At 68.3% G+C, this 15,187-nt stretch carries 15 protein-coding genes, 1 tRNA gene and 1 pseudogene; 10 read left to right on the top strand and 7 right to left on the bottom strand.

What is annotated here, in order from left to right; genetic code table 11:
- The first annotated feature begins 298 nt into the window (after positions 1-298).
- Complete coding sequence (locus ACWD5F_RS28295) at positions 299-2,710, top strand: transglycosylase domain-containing protein (RefSeq protein ID WP_451258465.1); 2,412 nt, start codon at positions 299-301, stop codon at positions 2,708-2,710.
- 10 nt (positions 2,711-2,720) lie between these two features.
- On the opposite strand, the gene ACWD5F_RS28290 is transcribed toward ACWD5F_RS28295, so the two are convergent.
- The 3 genes from ACWD5F_RS28290 to ACWD5F_RS28280 all read right to left on the bottom strand — a co-directional run bounded on the left by ACWD5F_RS28290 (position 2,721) and on the right by ACWD5F_RS28280 (position 3,962).
- Complete coding sequence (locus ACWD5F_RS28290) at positions 2,721-3,041, bottom strand: DMT family transporter (RefSeq protein ID WP_401726993.1); 321 nt, start codon at positions 3,039-3,041, stop codon at positions 2,721-2,723.
- A gap of 176 nt (positions 3,042-3,217) precedes the next feature.
- Positions 3,218-3,589 (bottom strand): GroES family chaperonin, encoded by a 372-nt coding sequence (locus ACWD5F_RS28285; RefSeq protein WP_451258463.1) that lies wholly within the window; start codon positions 3,587-3,589, stop codon positions 3,218-3,220.
- A 43-nt stretch (positions 3,590-3,632) separates the two neighbouring features.
- Positions 3,633-3,962 carry a DUF3618 domain-containing protein gene (locus ACWD5F_RS28280; protein ID WP_401726997.1) on the bottom strand — a complete coding sequence of 110 codons (330 nt, stop codon included), beginning with the start codon at positions 3,960-3,962 and terminating at the stop codon, positions 3,633-3,635.
- Positions 3,963-4,068: 106 nt separating this feature from the next.
- Between ACWD5F_RS28280 and bcp the strand changes: the two genes are divergently transcribed.
- The 4 genes and pseudogenes from bcp to ACWD5F_RS28260 all read left to right on the top strand — a co-directional run bounded on the left by bcp (position 4,069) and on the right by ACWD5F_RS28260 (position 5,917).
- Positions 4,069-4,536 carry a thioredoxin-dependent thiol peroxidase gene (gene bcp, locus ACWD5F_RS28275; RefSeq protein ID WP_451258461.1) on the top strand — a complete coding sequence of 156 codons (468 nt, stop codon included), beginning with the start codon at positions 4,069-4,071 and terminating at the stop codon, positions 4,534-4,536.
- Between the two features lie 125 nt (positions 4,537-4,661).
- The gene (locus ACWD5F_RS28270; RefSeq protein WP_451258459.1) at positions 4,662-5,276 is read left to right on the top strand and encodes an HNH endonuclease signature motif containing protein; all 615 of its coding nucleotides are present in this window, start codon (positions 4,662-4,664) and stop codon (positions 5,274-5,276) included.
- Positions 5,273-5,834: pseudogene (locus ACWD5F_RS28265) on the top strand (HNH endonuclease signature motif containing protein). Before ACWD5F_RS28270 ends, ACWD5F_RS28265 begins: the two are co-directional and overlap by 4 nt.
- Positions 5,834-5,917, top strand: a tRNA-Leu gene (locus ACWD5F_RS28260). The pseudogene ACWD5F_RS28265 and the gene ACWD5F_RS28260 overlap by 1 nt, the downstream one beginning before the upstream one ends.
- 53 nt (positions 5,918-5,970) lie before the next feature.
- On the opposite strand, the gene rdgB is transcribed toward ACWD5F_RS28260, so the two are convergent.
- The 4 genes from rdgB to ACWD5F_RS28240 form a co-directional block, all read right to left on the bottom strand.
- The gene (rdgB, locus tag ACWD5F_RS28255) at positions 5,971-6,573 is read right to left on the bottom strand and encodes an RdgB/HAM1 family non-canonical purine NTP pyrophosphatase (RefSeq protein ID WP_451258457.1); all 603 of its coding nucleotides are present in this window, start codon (positions 6,571-6,573) and stop codon (positions 5,971-5,973) included.
- A gap of 31 nt (positions 6,574-6,604) precedes the next feature.
- Complete coding sequence (locus tag ACWD5F_RS28250) at positions 6,605-7,003, bottom strand: hypothetical protein (protein ID WP_450351506.1); 399 nt, start codon at positions 7,001-7,003, stop codon at positions 6,605-6,607.
- Positions 7,004-7,219: 216 nt separating this feature from the next.
- Positions 7,220-7,957: a ribonuclease PH gene (rph, locus tag ACWD5F_RS28245; protein ID WP_402350015.1), complete on the bottom strand. Its 738-nt coding sequence runs from the start codon at positions 7,955-7,957 to the stop codon at positions 7,220-7,222.
- A 76-nt stretch (positions 7,958-8,033) separates the two neighbouring features.
- Positions 8,034-8,267 carry a glucose PTS transporter subunit EIIB gene (locus tag ACWD5F_RS28240; RefSeq protein ID WP_124000275.1) on the bottom strand — a complete coding sequence of 78 codons (234 nt, stop codon included), beginning with the start codon at positions 8,265-8,267 and terminating at the stop codon, positions 8,034-8,036.
- Positions 8,268-8,394: 127 nt separating this feature from the next.
- Here ACWD5F_RS28240 and ACWD5F_RS28235 point away from each other — a divergent pair, with 127 nt between their 5' ends.
- The 5 genes from ACWD5F_RS28235 to ACWD5F_RS28215 all read left to right on the top strand — a co-directional run bounded on the left by ACWD5F_RS28235 (position 8,395) and on the right by ACWD5F_RS28215 (position 15,154).
- Positions 8,395-9,696, top strand: a complete 1,302-nt coding sequence (locus ACWD5F_RS28235; protein WP_451258454.1) for a PTS transporter subunit EIIC — start codon at positions 8,395-8,397, stop codon at positions 9,694-9,696.
- 273 nt (positions 9,697-9,969) lie between these two features.
- The gene (locus ACWD5F_RS28230; RefSeq protein ID WP_124000277.1) at positions 9,970-11,235 is read left to right on the top strand and encodes a PTS transporter subunit EIIC; all 1,266 of its coding nucleotides are present in this window, start codon (positions 9,970-9,972) and stop codon (positions 11,233-11,235) included.
- Between the two features lie 237 nt (positions 11,236-11,472).
- The gene (locus ACWD5F_RS28225; RefSeq protein WP_124000278.1) at positions 11,473-11,667 is read left to right on the top strand and encodes a hypothetical protein; all 195 of its coding nucleotides are present in this window, start codon (positions 11,473-11,475) and stop codon (positions 11,665-11,667) included.
- A gap of 62 nt (positions 11,668-11,729) precedes the next feature.
- Positions 11,730-13,853 carry a peptidase domain-containing ABC transporter gene (locus tag ACWD5F_RS28220; protein WP_451258452.1) on the top strand — a complete coding sequence of 708 codons (2,124 nt, stop codon included), beginning with the start codon at positions 11,730-11,732 and terminating at the stop codon, positions 13,851-13,853.
- Complete coding sequence (locus ACWD5F_RS28215; RefSeq protein WP_451258451.1) at positions 13,850-15,154, top strand: glycosyltransferase; 1,305 nt, start codon at positions 13,850-13,852, stop codon at positions 15,152-15,154. Before ACWD5F_RS28220 ends, ACWD5F_RS28215 begins: the two co-directional genes overlap by 4 nt.
- Positions 15,155-15,187: the final 33 nt, after the last annotated feature.

Below are 15,187 nucleotides of genomic sequence, written 5' to 3'. Positions count from 1 at the left end.
CACATCTGCCGCGTTGTCGTCGGTCGCCGACGCTCCGCGTCGACTCCCTCCTCCGCCTTGCAGCTGCACGCACCAGACCCCGCTCAACTCGGCCGAGGAGAACCGCACCTCACAGCCGACCTGATCCGAAAGCCAGACCCTAGCCCGCAGGTGGTGACGTACGCCACGCATTTTCGGGGCAGGACGCGTGCCGCGATCTGCAACGGAACGCATGGTGCGAGAGTCTTCAAGAGGGGGCGCAGAACGCGTACAAGGTCGTACCGGAACGTATGACGCGAAATTGGAGTCCGTGCACAACATGAGCGACGAGCCGCAGCAGCCGACCGAGGGCTGGGCACCGAGAGAGCCGCTGGCGGCCGAACCGACGGGTGGGAAGAAGAAGATGAAGCGGCCCAAGCGCACCGGCTGGCGGCGGATCATCCCCACCTGGCGCATGGTGCTCGGCACCTTCGTGCTCGGCGTCCTGCTGCTCGTCGGCCTGTTCTTCCTCGGCTACTCCCTGGTCAAGATCCCGCCGGCCAACGCGCTCGCCACCAAGCAGTCCAACGTCTTCCTGTACGCCGACGGCTCGCAGCTCGCCCGGGACGGCGAGGTCAACCGGGAGAACGTGTCGCTCGCGCAGGTCTCCAAGGACGCCCAGCACGCCGTACTGGCCGCCGAGGACCGCGACTTCTACACCGAGTCCGCCGTCGACCCCAAGGCGATGCTGCGGGCCGGCTGGAACACCGCGACCGGCAAGGGCCGCCAGTCCGGCTCGACGATCACCCAGCAGTACGTCAAGAACTATTACCTGGGCCAGGAACAGACCGTCACCCGCAAGGTGAAGGAGTTCTTCATCTCGATCAAGCTGGACCGCACGGAGTCCAAGGACCAGATCCTGGAGGGCTACCTCAACACCAGCTACTTCGGCCGCAACGCCTACGGCATCCAGGCCGCCGCCCAGGCCTACTACGGCCAGGACGCCACCGACCTCGACCCGGCCCACGCCGCCTACCTCGCCGCACTGGTCAACGCGCCCAGCGAGTACGACGTCGTCGCCCACCCCGAGAACAAGTCGGCGGCCGTGGCCCGTTGGAACTACGTCCTGGACGGCATGGTCAAGAAGGGCTGGCTGACCGAGGCGAAGCGGGCCGGGCTGAAGTTCCCGATGCCGAAGGAGCAGACGGTCTCCACCGGACTGTCCGGGCAGCGCGGTTACATCGTCGAGGCGGTCAAGAGCTACCTCATCAAGAACAAGATCGTCACCGCCGACGAGCTGGAGGCCGGCGGCTACCGCATCAAGACCACCCTGGACAAGAGCAAGCAGGACGCCTTCGTGAAGGCCGTCGACGACCAGGTGATGTCCAAGCTGGACAAGAAGGGCCGCAAGGTCGACAACTACGTCCGCGCGGGCGGCGCCTCCGTCGACCCCAAGACCGGCAAGGTCGTCGCGATGTACGGCGGCATCGACTACGTCAAGCAGTACACGAACGGCGCGACCCGCGGCGACTTCCAGGTCGGCTCCACCTTCAAGCCCTTCGTGTTCACCTCGGCCGTGGAGAACCACTCCGAGACGCAGGACGGCGAGATGATCACGCCCAACACCTACTACGACGGCACCAACAAGCGCCCCGTGGAAGGCTGGACCGGCGGCACCTACGCGCCCGAGAACGAGGACCAGTACTCCTACGGCGACATCACCGTGCGCACCGCCACCAACAAGTCCGTCAACGCGGTGTACGCGCAGATGGCCGTCGACGTCGGTCCCGAAAAGGTGAAGCAGACCGCGGTCGACCTCGGCATCCCCTCCAACACCCAGGACCTCAACGCGTATCCGTCGATCGCGCTCGGCACCGCCACCGCCAGCGTCCTCGACATGGCGGAGGCCTACGCGACCCTCGCCAACCACGGCCGGCGCGGCACGTACACGATGATCGACTCGATCACCAAGGACGGCCAGGACATGGTGGAGCTGCCCAAGGAGCAGGCCCACCAGGCCGTCAGCCGCGAGGCGGCCGACACCACGACGTCGATTCTCCAGAGCGTCGTCGAGAGCGGCACGGCGACCGTCGCGCAGGGCGCCGACCGCCCCGCCGCCGGCAAGACCGGCACCGCGGAGAACGACACGGCCGCCTGGTTCGCCGGCTACACGCCCGAGCTCGCGACCGTGGTCTCCGTGATGGGCCAGGACCCGGTCACCGCCAAGCACAAGCCGCTCTACGGCGCGATGGGCCTGCAGCGCGTCAACGGCGGCGGCCCGCCGGCCCAGATCTGGGCGCAGTTCACCAAGGCGGCCCAGAAGGGCGACAAGGTCACCGACTTCGACCTCCAGCTCCAGGACGGCGCCGAACAGACCGCCCCGCCGTCCCAGGAGGCCACGCCCCCCGACACCGGCGACCAGGACAACGGCGGCACCACCGACGGCGGCCAGGGCGACCAGGGCCAGACCGACGGCGGCACGACCACCGGCGGGGGCACCACGACCGACGGCGGCACCACCACGACCGGCGGAACCACCGGCGACACCACCACGGGCGGCACGACCACCGACGGCGGCACCACGACCGACGGCGGCACGACGGACGGCGGCACGACCGGCGACACCACGGCCGGCACCGACACCGGGGGCACCACGGGCGGCGACACCGGCGGCACGACGGGCACGGACACCGGCGGCAACAGCGTCGGCACGACGGCGGGCCCGCAGAACACGGCCAGACGCCAGCAGTAGCCGCGTCCGCTCAGTGCCCGGAGGTCGCCTTCAGCCCGACCACGGCGACCAGCAGGAGACAGACGAAGAAGATCCGGGCGGCGGTGGCCGGCTCCCCCAGCGCCACCATCCCGATCACCGCCGCGCCGGCCGCCCCGATCCCCACCCACACGCCGTAGGCGGTACCGATGGGCAGGGAACGGGCGGCGTACGAGAGCAGCAGCATGCTGGCGACGATCCCGGCGCCGGTGAACAGACTCGGCACCAGCCGGGTGAAACCGTCGGTGTACTTCATCCCGATCGACCAGCCCACTTCGAGCAGACCGGCGACGACAAGCAGAACCCAGGCCATGACAGGCACCTCCGAGACGTACGTGCTGAACGGGGGTGCGTCGTCTTTGCAAGCTGCTCGGCGAACTGCTCTGCGGCTCCCGGTACGGCGCGTCTCGTCGGGTTCCTTTCGAACATAGCAAACGCACGGCAAAAGGGGCCGGTGACGATGGTCACCAGCCCCTGAGAACCGTAGATCTACAGGTAGAGCCCCGTGGAGTCCTCGGACCCCTCGAACCGGTCCGCCGCGACGGCGTGCAGATCACGCTCCCGCATGAGCACGTACGCAGTGCCCCGCACCTCGACCTCGGCGCGGTCCTCCGGGTCGTACAGCACTCGGTCACCGGGCTCCACGGTCCGGACGTTCTGCCCCACCGCGACGACCTCGGCCCACGCCAGCCGACGGCCCACGGCCGCCGTGGCCGGGATCAGGATCCCGCCACCGGAACGCCGCTCGCCCTCACCGGCCTCCTGCCGCACCAGAACCCGGTCGTGCAGCATCCGGATCGGCAGCTTGTCGTCGTGGGTGCGCTGCTCGTCTCGTCCGGTCTCGTCTCTTTTGGCGCTCACGCCCTGAACCTACCTGCCCGCGCCGGGTCCGTACGCCGCCGGGTCAGCGCTTGCGCCGACGGGCGCCGAAGGCCAGCAGCCCCACGACGCCGACCACCACGAGGGCGACCGGCACGACACGCTCGAGGCGGGGCGCGCCCTCCTCGTCGACGAACTGCGCCTTCACGTCGCTGACGGCCCGGTTGACGCCGACGTAGGCGCGGCCGACGGTGTGATCGATGGTGGACGCCACCTTGGCCTTGGCGTCCCCGACGATCGTCTTCGGATGCACCCGCACCCCGATCTCGTCGAGCGTCTCGGCCAGCACGTCGCGGCGGCGTTTGATGTCCGCCTCGATCTGCGCCGGGGTTCTGGTGTCCGACGTGTCCGCCACGGTTGGCCCTCCGAAGTCAGCTGATGCGTGTTTGTGCCGTTGTTCTGGACAGTCTGTCAGCTCCGCCCGCCGCCGCACTGTCAGGACCCCCGGTTACGCTGGCCCGATGAGTGAGCGACTCCAGCCCGGGGACGTGGCCCCCGACTTCACCCTCCAGGACGCCGACGGCACCGAGGTGTCCCTCGCGGACCACAAGGGCCGCAAAGTCATCGTCTACTTCTACCCCGCCGCCCTGACGCCCGGCTGCACCAAGCAGGCCTGCGACTTCACGGACAACCTGGAGCTGCTGACCGGCGCGGGCTACGACGTCCTCGGCGTCTCCCCCGACAAGCCGGAGAAACTGGCCAAGTTCCGCGACAAGGAATCCTTGAAGATCACGCTCCTGGCCGACCCGGAGAAGACGGTCACCGAGGCCTACGGCGCGTACGGCGAGAAGAAGAACTACGGCAAGACCTACATGGGCGTCATCCGCTCCACGATCGTGGTGGACGAGGAGGGCAAGGTCGAACGGGCCCTGTACAACGTCCGAGCGACAGGCCACGTAGCAAAGATCATCAAGGACCTGGGCATCTGACCACGCCCTCCCACCAGCGTTTTAAGCAAACGGCCTGCACCGGGGCGACCTGGTGCGGGCCGCTTTACGTTCCGGGCGTGACTGTCCGATAAACGGTTCGTTACTCCGTACGAGGCCACGAACGTGTGGTCGGGGACGGAGGGGATCGATGGGGATCAGCGCATATCCGAAGGAGCGGCTGGAGGAGGCGCTACATCCACGAGCGGATGAAGAGGCTAGGAGTGGACGTGTCGCACTTCGAGCGCGAGGGGGGCAAGTGGACACGGGAGGTCCTGGAGCCGGTGGTAGCTCGCTCGACGAGCGTCAACGAGGTGCTACGGCAACTGGGGCTCGAGCCGGTCGGCGGGCACCACACGAACATCTCCCGGCGGATCAAGGCGTACGGTCTCGACACCTCGCACTTCACAACGGTGGCCCGCACGGAACGGCAGCGGTACAACCAGCGCCGCCGAACGGCCGAAGAGATCCTCGTCGAGGACACGTCGGCACACGCAACGCGCGTACCGAGCAGCCGTCTCAAGCGGGCGATGCGTGAGCGGGACGTGCCCGAGCGCTGCGCCCTGTGCGGAATCGAGCCGGTGTGGTTGGGCGAGCCGCTCCCTCTTGAGGTCGATCACATCGACGGCGACTGGCGGAACAACCGGATCGGGAACCTGAGGCTCCTGTGCCCCAACTGCCACTCGACGACCGACAGTTACCGAGGACGCGGCAAGCGGAAGGCCGGAGAGGGGGCGTCATGACCAGCGGCACGCAGTACACCCGCGAGCGCCTGACCGAAGCAGCCCGCCGGTGCGCCGACATCGACGAGGTCATCGCGTACTTCGGTACCCGGCCATACGGACACCTCCGCCGTTACCTTGAGGGTCGATTCGCCCACTTCGGCGTCGACATCTCGCACTTCCGGCCATGTGGCAGACGTTCCCGGCCCACGGAGAGCGAACTGCGAGCGGCGGTCGCCGAGTCGGCCTCACTCGCCGAAGTACTGCGCCGGCTGGATCGTCCGGGCAACGGCACGCAACGCACCAAGGTGCGCAACTGGATTGCCGAGCACGGGATTTCGACCTCGCACTTCCTGGGCCAGGCCCACCGACGAGGCAGACCGGGCCCGTTGTGGGGTCGGCCCCGAGTGGCGCGGCAAGCCCATGACTCTGGAGATCGATCACATCAACGGGGACTGGAGCGACGACCGGCGCGAGAACCTGCGGCTGCTGTGTCCCAACTGCCACGCGGTCACGAGTACCTGGTGCAGGGGAGGAAGAGCGCGGCAAGCAACTCCCGGTACGATGGCAGACGACTAGCGGCGGTGGTGCAATGGCGACACAGCAGACTTAGGATCTGTGGCCCTTGATCGGGCTTGAGGGTTCGAATCCCTTCCGCCGCACATGAACGGCCTGCGAACCGAAGGATCGATCGCAGGCCGTCTTCGTAAACCGCTCAGCCCAACAACTCCCGCACCACCGGCACCAACCCCCGAAACGCCTTCCCCCGATGGCTGATCGCGTTCTTCTCCTCCGCGGTCAACTCCGCGCACGTTCGCGTGTCGCCCTCCGGCTGCAGGATCGGGTCGTAGCCGAAGCCGTTCTTGCCGGCAGGGGTGTGGCGGAGTACGCCCCTCAGTTGGCCCTCGACCACCCGTTCCGTGCCGTCCGGCAGCGCCAGCGCCGCCGCGCAGGCGAAGTGGGCCCCGCGGTGTTCGGCGGCGATGTCCGACAGTTGGGCCAGCAGGAGGTTGAGGTTCGCCTCGTCGGCTCCGTGGTGGCCGGACCAGCGGGCGGAGAAGATGCCCGGGGCGCCGTTGAGGACGTCGACGCAGAGGCCGGAGTCGTCGGCGACGGCCGGGAGTCCCGTGGCCCGGGCCAGGGCGTGGGCCTTCAGGAGGGCGTTCTCGGCGAAGGTCACGCCGGTTTCCTTGACGTCGGGAATCTCGGGATACGCGTCCGCGCCGACCAGCTCGTGGGGCAGGTCGGCCGCGGCGAGGATCGCCCTCAGTTCGACGATCTTTCCGGCGTTGCGCGTGGCGAGGATCAGGCGGGTCATGCCGGACAGTATTCCGCCAGACGCGGGTCCCTTACGACGTGCAGACCTTCGTCAGTTCGCCCGCCGCGTCCGTGACCGGGCTGACGTCCGGCGTGTTGTCGCCGTTCTTGATCGCCGTACGGACGTTGTCGACGGCGTCCCCGAGGTCCTCGACGGCCTTGTTGACGTCGGTGTTGTCGGTCTTGTCACCGATCTTGTCGAGGTCCTTGTCGATGGAGGCGAGGGACTCGTCGATCTGGGTCGGGTCGTTGGAGGCGTTCTCCACCGCCTGCTGGAGGGAGGTGACGCTGTCGGCGATCGCGTCGGCGGTCTGGACGCAGTCCAGGGCCTTGTCGACGGCGTCGCAGCCCGTGGTCACCGCGGTCGTCAATCCGATGGCCGCCACTGCGGCGGCGGTGACGACGAAACGGCGACGGCGGCTTGCGGCCATGGCTGTGTTCCCTCCCCTTTTTCTGGCCCGAAGGGCCCCCGTATGCAGACCCTGAAGGGCCCTCGTGTGCAGGCCCCGAAGGGCCCCCGTGTGCAGGCCCGGAAGGCCCTCGTGTACTGGTCGGGCGCACGGTGATGTGCCGTGCGCCCGCATGGGTAGGGACGCCGGTGCGGGCGGCCGGGTTGCCCCGCCCGCCGCTCTTTCTTGGTGCGCCCTTTACTTTTCGAGGACCGTATCAAGCGCCTTGCGCTGGAGGACAGCGAGTTCCGTGCAGCCGGCGACGGCGAGGTCGAGGAGGGCGTTGAGCTCGTCGCGCGCGAAGGGTTCGGCCTCGGCGGTGCCCTGGATCTCGACGAAGCGGCCGTCTCCGGTGCAGACGACGTTCATGTCGGTCTCGGCCTTCACGTCCTCCTCGTAGCGGAGGTCGAGCAACGGGACTCCGCCCACGATGCCGACCGAGACCGCGGAGACCGTTCCGGTGAGCGGCTGGCGGCCGGCCTTGATGAGTTTCTTGCCCTGGGCCCAGGCCACGGCGTCCGCGAGGGCCACGTACGCGCCGGTGATGGCCGCCGTACGGGTGCCGCCGTCGGCCTGGAGGACGTCGCAGTCCAGGACGATGGTGTTCTCGCCGAGCGCCTTGTAGTCGATGACCGCGCGCAGGGAGCGGCCGATGAGGCGGCTGATCTCGTGGGTGCGGCCGCCGATCTTGCCGCGTACGGATTCGCGGTCGCCGCGGGTGTTGGTGGCGCGGGGCAGCATGGAGTACTCCGCGGTGACCCAGCCCTCGCCGCTGCCCTTGCGCCAGCGGGGGACGCCTTCGGTGACGGAGGCCGTGCAGAAGACCTTCGTGTCGCCGAAGGAGACGAGGACGGAGCCCTCGGCGTGCTTGCTCCAGCCGCGTTCGATGGTGACCGGGCGGAGCTGTTCGGGCGTGCGGCCGTCGATTCGAGACATGGCGAGGAGCCTATCGGCACAGCTGGAAGGGGCTCCTCCCGACCGGGAAAGGAGCCCCGCTCGGCGTGACGTCAGGTCACATCATGTCTTCGATGTCCGCGGCGATGGGGTCGGCGTCGGTGCCGATGACGACCTGTACGGCGGTGCCCATGCGGACGACGCCGTGGGCGCCGGCGGCCTTGAGGGCGGCTTCGTCGACCTTGTCCGGGTCGATGACCTCGGTGCGGAGGCGGGTGATGCAGCCCTCGATCTCTTCGATGTTCTCGATGCCGCCGAGCCCGGCGACGATCTTCTCTGCCTTGGTGGCCATTTCGGTCTCCTCACGCACAGTTGGCCCAACTTTTTGAGCGATTGCGCCGTACGTACCGAAAGATGGCGTTACAGCAAGTCAATCGTCGAGAACTGGTCTACACCACCTGACAGGCGGTCGCCAACTGATGAGTGCCTCCTCCGCCTCCTCCGAGATCACGCCGGCCCGTCGGCGGTGGCAGTCGACGTTCCAGGGCCTGCAGAAGATGGGCCGCAGTCTGCAGCTCCCGATCGCCGTGCTGCCGGCCGCGGGCATCCTCAACCGCCTTGGCCAGCCTGATGTGTTCGGGGACGACGGGCTGGGCTGGACGAACGTCTCCAAGGTGATGGCCGGGGCGGGCGGCGCGCTGCTGGACGGCACGCTCGGGCTCCCCCTGCTCTTCTGTGTGGGCGTGGCCATCGGCATGGCGAAGAAGTCCGACGGTTCGACCGCGCTGGCGGCGCTGGCGGGGTTCCTCGTCTACTTCAACGTGCTGCGCCAGTTCCCGGAGGACTGTCCGCAGGGTGCGAAGGCGGTCATCGGGATCGGCTGCCAGGCGACGGTGGACCACTCGGTGGTGGCGTTCACCTACCAGAACCCCGGGGTCTTCGGCGGCATCGTGATGGGCCTGCTGTCGGCCTACTTCTGGCAGCGTTTCCACCGCACGAAGCTGGTGGACTGGCTGGGCTTCTTCAACGGCCGCCGGCTGGTGCCGATCATCATGGCGTTCGTCGCGATCGTGTTCGCGGCGCTGTGTCTGTGGGTGTGGCCGCCGATCGGTGACGGTCTGGAGAACTTCAGCGACTGGCTGAGCGACGCGGGCGCCTGGGGTGCGGGCGTGTTCGGTCTCGCCAACCGCGCGCTGCTGGTGATCGGGCTGCACCAGTTCCTGAACGTGCCCATCTGGTTCCAGTTCGGCAGCTTCACCAAGCCGGACGGTTCGGTGGTGCACGGCGACATCAACATGTTCCTGGCGGGCGACCCGAACGCGGGCCAGTTCACCTCGGGCTTCTTCCCGATCATGATGTTCGCCCTGCCGGCCGCGGCACTGGCGATCACGCACTGCGCGAAGCCGAGCCGCCGCAAGGAGGTCGGCGGCCTGATGCTGTCGGTCGCGCTGACGTCGTTCGTCACCGGCATCACCGAGCCGATCGAGTACTCGTTCCTGTTCATCGCGCCCGTGCTGTACGCGGTGCACGCGGTGTTGACCGGTGTGTCGATGGCGGTGACGTGGGGGCTCGGGGTGCACGACGGCTTCAGCTTCTCGGCCGGTCTCATCGACTACGTCATCAACTGGAACCTCGCGACCAGACCCTGGGCGATCATCCCGATCGGTCTGTGCTTCGCCGTCGTCTACTACGTGATCTTCCGTTTCGCGATCACGAGATTCGACCTGAAGACCCCGGGCAGGGAACCGGAGGACGAGCGCGAGGACGTCACGAAGGCCTGAGGGCGCACTGGCAACGGGCTGATTCCATACGGCGGTTGGGCCCTCGGACCTGCGGTTCGAGGGCCTTCGCACGTCCGGGGACGGGCACTGCGCGTAGTGGATCGGTCGCAGGAACGGCGGGTTCCTTATCCTGCCTTCACCGTGTTACAACAGGTCTACACCACTGAGTGGTGTAGACCTGTCGACGCCGGTGCCCCCTCTTCCCTTGTTCCCGGGCGGCGCCCTGCCCTCCCCCGGTCTCCGGCCGGGGGTGCCCCCCCCCAGGAGGAAGTTGTGACCACGGCCAGCGCCGCTCCCGCGGCCGAGAAGAAGAAGGGCGCCGGCGTGATGGCTGTACTGCAGCGCATCGGCCGCAGCCTGATGCTGCCGGTGGCCGTCCTGCCCGCCGCCGCCCTCCTGGTGCGCCTCGGCAACACCGACATGCTCGGACGCCCGTCCTTCCCCACGTTCCTCACGAAGATCGCGGGGTTCATGGCGGCGGGCGGCAACGCGATCCTCGACAACATGCCGCTGCTGTTCGCCGTGGGCATCGCCATCGGCTTCGCCAAGAAGTCGGACGGCTCGACGGCGCTCGCCGCGGTCGTCGGCTACCTGGTCTTCAAGAACGTGCTGGCCACGTTCACCGACAAGAACCTGCCCAAGGTGGCGACCGCCGTCGACGGCAAGGTCGTCATGGTGGACGCCCCGGCGGACGCCAAGGTCCTCGGTGGCGTGGTGATGGGCCTCGCCGTCGCGCTGCTCTACCAGCGGTTCCACCGCACCAAGCTGCCGGACTGGGCCGGCTTCTTCGGCGGCCGCCGACTGGTCCCGATCCTGTCGGCTCTCGCCGGCCTGGTCATCGGCATAGTCTTCGGCTACATCTGGCCGGTTCTCGGTACCGGGCTGCACAACTTCGGTGAGTGGCTGGTCGGTTCCGGCGCGGTGGGCGCCGGCATCTTCGGTGTCGCCAACCGTGCGCTGATCCCGATCGGCATGCACCACCTGCTGAACTCGTTCCCCTGGCTGCAGGCGGGCGACTACCACGGCAAGAGCGGTGACATCGCGCGCTTCCTGGCCGGCGACCCGACCGCGGGCCAGTTCATGACCGGCTTCTTCCCGATCATGATGTTCGGCCTGCCGGCCGCCTGCCTCGCGATGGTGCACTGCGCCCGTCCGGAGCGCCGCAAGGTGGTCGGCGGCATGATGCTCTCGCTCGCCCTGACGTCCTTCGTCACCGGCGTCACGGAGCCGATCGAGTTCACGTTCATGTTCATCGCGCCGGTCCTGTACGCCATCCACGCGGTCCTCACCGGTGTCTCCATGGCGCTGACGTGGTCGCTGGGCATGAAGGACGGCTTCGGCTTCTCGGCCGGCGTGGTCGACTGGAGTCTGAACCTGGGCATCGCCAGCAACCCGTGGGGGCTGATGCTGGTGGGCCTCTGCTTCGGTGTCGTCTACTACGTCGTCTTCCGTTTCGCCATCATCAAGTTCAACCTCCCGACCCCGGGCCGCGAGTCGGACGAGGAACTGGCGGAAATACTGAAGGCCGAGGCAAAGTAAGGCTTCAGCAAAACCCGATCGAAACCGAATTCCCCGGCCGCCGAGCGGACCGGGGAATTCTTCATGTCCACTCGATGAAGCCGATTGAAAACCCCCTTCCTTGTCAGATGGATTTCCCGGCCCGGAGGATCCAGTGACCATGGTCACGGATAGCCCCTCCTTGATCGCCCCGGAAACTCCTGCTTATGGTCTGACCTGGCCCGACAAGGGCCCTGACCGACAACGAGTGGGGAAAAGATGAGTCTTCAGGCTCTGCGTGACCTGAATTTCGCGGCGCTCACCGACGAGGAGGCGGCCACCGCCTCCGGTGAGGGCAAGAAGCCGAGCCGCGCCCAGTGCGAGTGGATTTTCGCGCAGATCGGAAATCCGCTCTCGTGCAGCTACGGCGACTACTACAAGCTCTGGAAGTCGCTGGGCTGCGACAAGCTGTAGTACGGATAGGCGCCCGCCTTTTCGGAGGCGGGCGCACTCTTTTTCTCGCCAGGAGTTCTTCGGTGAAGTGGCAGAGGCACCACACCCATCAGTCGGGGGACACCGACTGCGGCCCGGCGTGCGCACGCGCCGTGCTCATGCGACACGGGACCGTGGTCGACGCGGCGATCCTGCGCGAGTCCGCGGGGCTGGGTGAGCGGGGCTCCAACCTGCTCCGGCTCCGGGAGGTCCTGCGGGATTACGGCGTCGACAGCGAACTCCTCAGACTGGACACCGATCAGCTGCGGACGGCCGTACGCCTCGCAGGGCCGGCGATCGTCCTGCTCGACGAGGACGGTGACCGGCATTTCGTGGTCGTCCATGAGGCCACCGACAAGGGTCTGTTCATCATCGGCGATCCCCTGCTTCAGCGTCCGATGCGGATGGCGCCCGAGGTTCTCGCGGGGGTGTTCCACGGCGAGGCGCTGGTCACCGACCGGCCGACGGCACGGCTGCCGCTGGGCGCCCGGTTCCGGGCATCCCGTACGCAGAGCCTGGTGTGGCAGACGGCCCGCGCCCACCGCGGACGGCTCTCCCTCATCATGGTCGCCACCGTCGTCGTGGCCTTGGTGGCACTGCTGAACAGCCTGTTCGTCCAGCTGGCCATGGACCGGGTGATGCGGGACGGTTCCCGGCGGGCGCTGGCGGCCATGTCGGCCGAGTTCATCGGGCTCGCCCTGGTGGCGACGGGTGTCCAGTATCTGCGGGGCCGCGCGATCGTGGCATTGAGCCAGTCACTTCAACGGCAGTTGTCGGAACGCTATCTCCGTAAACTCCTGCGGCTGCCGGCCGGGTATTTCAAGAGCCGCAGAGGCGGCGACCTGGTCAGCAGGATCGACGACGTGCAGGAGATCCAGGGGCTGGTGACAGCGGCTTCCGTACGGGCGGCCGTGGACATCTGTGTCGTCCTCTCGGTCGGCGGCTATCTGCTTCTCACCGAACCCACGCTCTTCCTCCTGCTGATCCCGCCCGCCGCGGTCAACGTACTCAGCTCGGTGTTCCTCTATCCGCACATCAGGAATGCCGCGGCAGAGGCCCTCCAGCGGGACGCGACGCTGAAATCCGAGACCCTCAACTCCCTGCGCGGACATACGGAGTTGACGGGTTACGGAAAGCACGACTACGCCTTCGACCGCATGCGCGGGGCGCTGCGGCGCCGTACGGATTCGGAGACCCGGCTCGGCCGCCTGGAGAACCTCAACTCCGTGATCAAGACGGCCACTCAGACCGTCTTCACGGTGGTCGCGGCCTGGGCCGGGCTCAGCCGGATGCTCTCCGGCTCGCTCACCGTCGGTCAGGTCTTCGGATTCCTGACCATGGCCGGCTACTTCCTCGGCGCCATGGACTCCGTCGCGTCCCTCCAGGTCACCGTGCAGCGCACCGCCGCCGCTCTGGGCCGGTACCGGGACGTGGTCCTGCAGCGGGACGACACCCGGCTCACGCTGCCGGCCGAGGAGGCCCTGACCCCGCTCGAACCCGCCGACATCGCGATCAGGTCCCTGCGGTTCCGCCATCCCGGCGCCCCGCACGACACGGTCACCGGACTCGATCTCGACATCCCGTACGGCACGAGCATGCTGCTGCGAGGGGCGAACGGCTCGGGCAAAAGCACCCTTCTCGCCCTGCTCACGGGCGTTCACCCCGGCTACCGGGGCAGCATCACCCTCGGGGGCGCCGAGATCAGCTGTGTCCCGTCGGCCGAGCTGCCACGCCACGTCCTGTACGTCCCGGAGAACCCGGTGCTGCTCACCGCCTCATTGCGCGAGAACCTGACCCTGGGCGTCGCGCACAGCAGAGCCGACATCCTCGAGGCGTGCCGCGTCGCGTGCTTCCTGGACGTCGTCGACAGCCTTCCCGAGGGGCTGGACGAGCCGGTGCGGGAAACCGGCGCGGGGCTCTCGCGCGGCCAGATCCAGCGCCTGTCGATAGCCCGAGCCGTCCTGCACGCCCCCCGTGTGTACCTCTTCGACGAGACGTTCAGCGGCATCGACCGAGACACCGTCACCCGGATCTGGGACGCGCTCCGCGCCGTCAAGGGAACCAAGGTCGTGGTCTCGCACGGACACATCCAGGACATCACGTTCGACCGGGAGCACACCCTCGCCCGCTCCACCGACCTCTGCCCGGAAAGCCCACACCCGCGATGAGATTCTCCGAACTGCTCGATCTGGTCCATGTGCCCGGCTGCATCCCCGAGTCGGGTCTCGCGTCCGACCTGGCTCTGGTCACCTCCGTGTCGCTGGACCTCGCGGACACCGCGCTGCCCTCCTCGAACCCCGTGGAACTGGCGGCCGGGTACGCTTCGCACCCACCTCGCCCGGTGACCGCCGTGGTCCTCACCGCGAACGAGGAGGAGCGCGTCGCCGGGTGTCTGAGCGCGCTCGCCCACGATGTCGACCACTGCCTGCTGATCGACTCCGGCTCCACCGACGGCACCGGCGAGCAGGCGCTGCGCACGCGCGGCGACGTACGGATCCGCTCCGCACCCTGGGCCGACGACTTCTCCCGGCAGCGCAATCTCGCCTTCGGCGAGGTCACCGACGGCTGGCTGTGCCACGTGGACGCCGACGAGGTCCTGGCACCGTCGCACGCGGGCCGGCTCCGGAGGGTGCTGTCGGTGCTGGGTTACCTGCTCGCCGGTTCCGATTTCGTCGTGTCCCCCGTGATCGCCGATGTCGGCGGCCCGGTGTACACCAACACGCAGCGCGTCCTGCCTGCGGACGGTCCGTTCCGTTTCCGGGGCCGGGTCCACGAGCACCCGTACGACCCGGACGGCCATGCCCCGGCAAGCGTGCAGGTCGACGTCCGCTTCGACCACTCCGGGTATCTGCCGGAGGTGATCGGGAAGAGAGGCAAGCGCGAACTGTACGGCAGGCTGAACCAGCTGGCCCGCGCCGAGGAGCCGGACAATCCGAAGTGGGTGTACTACCAGGTCCGGGACGGACTCGACGGTCGGTCCACGTCCGAGGACGAACTGCGCGCGGCCTTCGCGCTGTTGGCCGCGCACGCGGGCGACACCGTTCCCGTCGGCCCGCCCGGCTACCGGACCGAGCGGATCGTCGACTCCTGGAGTCTGCTGTGCGAGCTGGCCCTCGGGCTCGGCGAGGCCGGAGCGCTCGGCACGTACACGGCCCTGCTCACGGAGGCGGGACGAACCGTGGAGGCGACGTACTACCGCACGCTCGTGGAGTCGAGCCGGCTCATCGGCCGGATCTCCGCCCTGGTCGACGAGCTCGGCTCCGTACAGGCCGACGAGGAGCCGGCCAACCGCCACCTCATGGCCCGCGTCTTCGAGCTCCAGTCGACGCTCGCCCTCGCCGCCGGGCGGTACGAGACGGTCCTGCCCGCCTACCGAAAGGCGGTGGAGCGCGGCGCCGGCCAGAACGTGACCGAGGACCTCGACCTGCTCACCCGGCTGCTGGCCGAGCCGCCGGACCGGACCACCTGACACACAACCCCGCGCGGCTCCCGGAACCATCGG

The organism is Streptomyces sp. NPDC002499, assembly GCF_053595415.1.
This window is presented reverse-complemented; position numbering and strand designations above follow the sequence as displayed.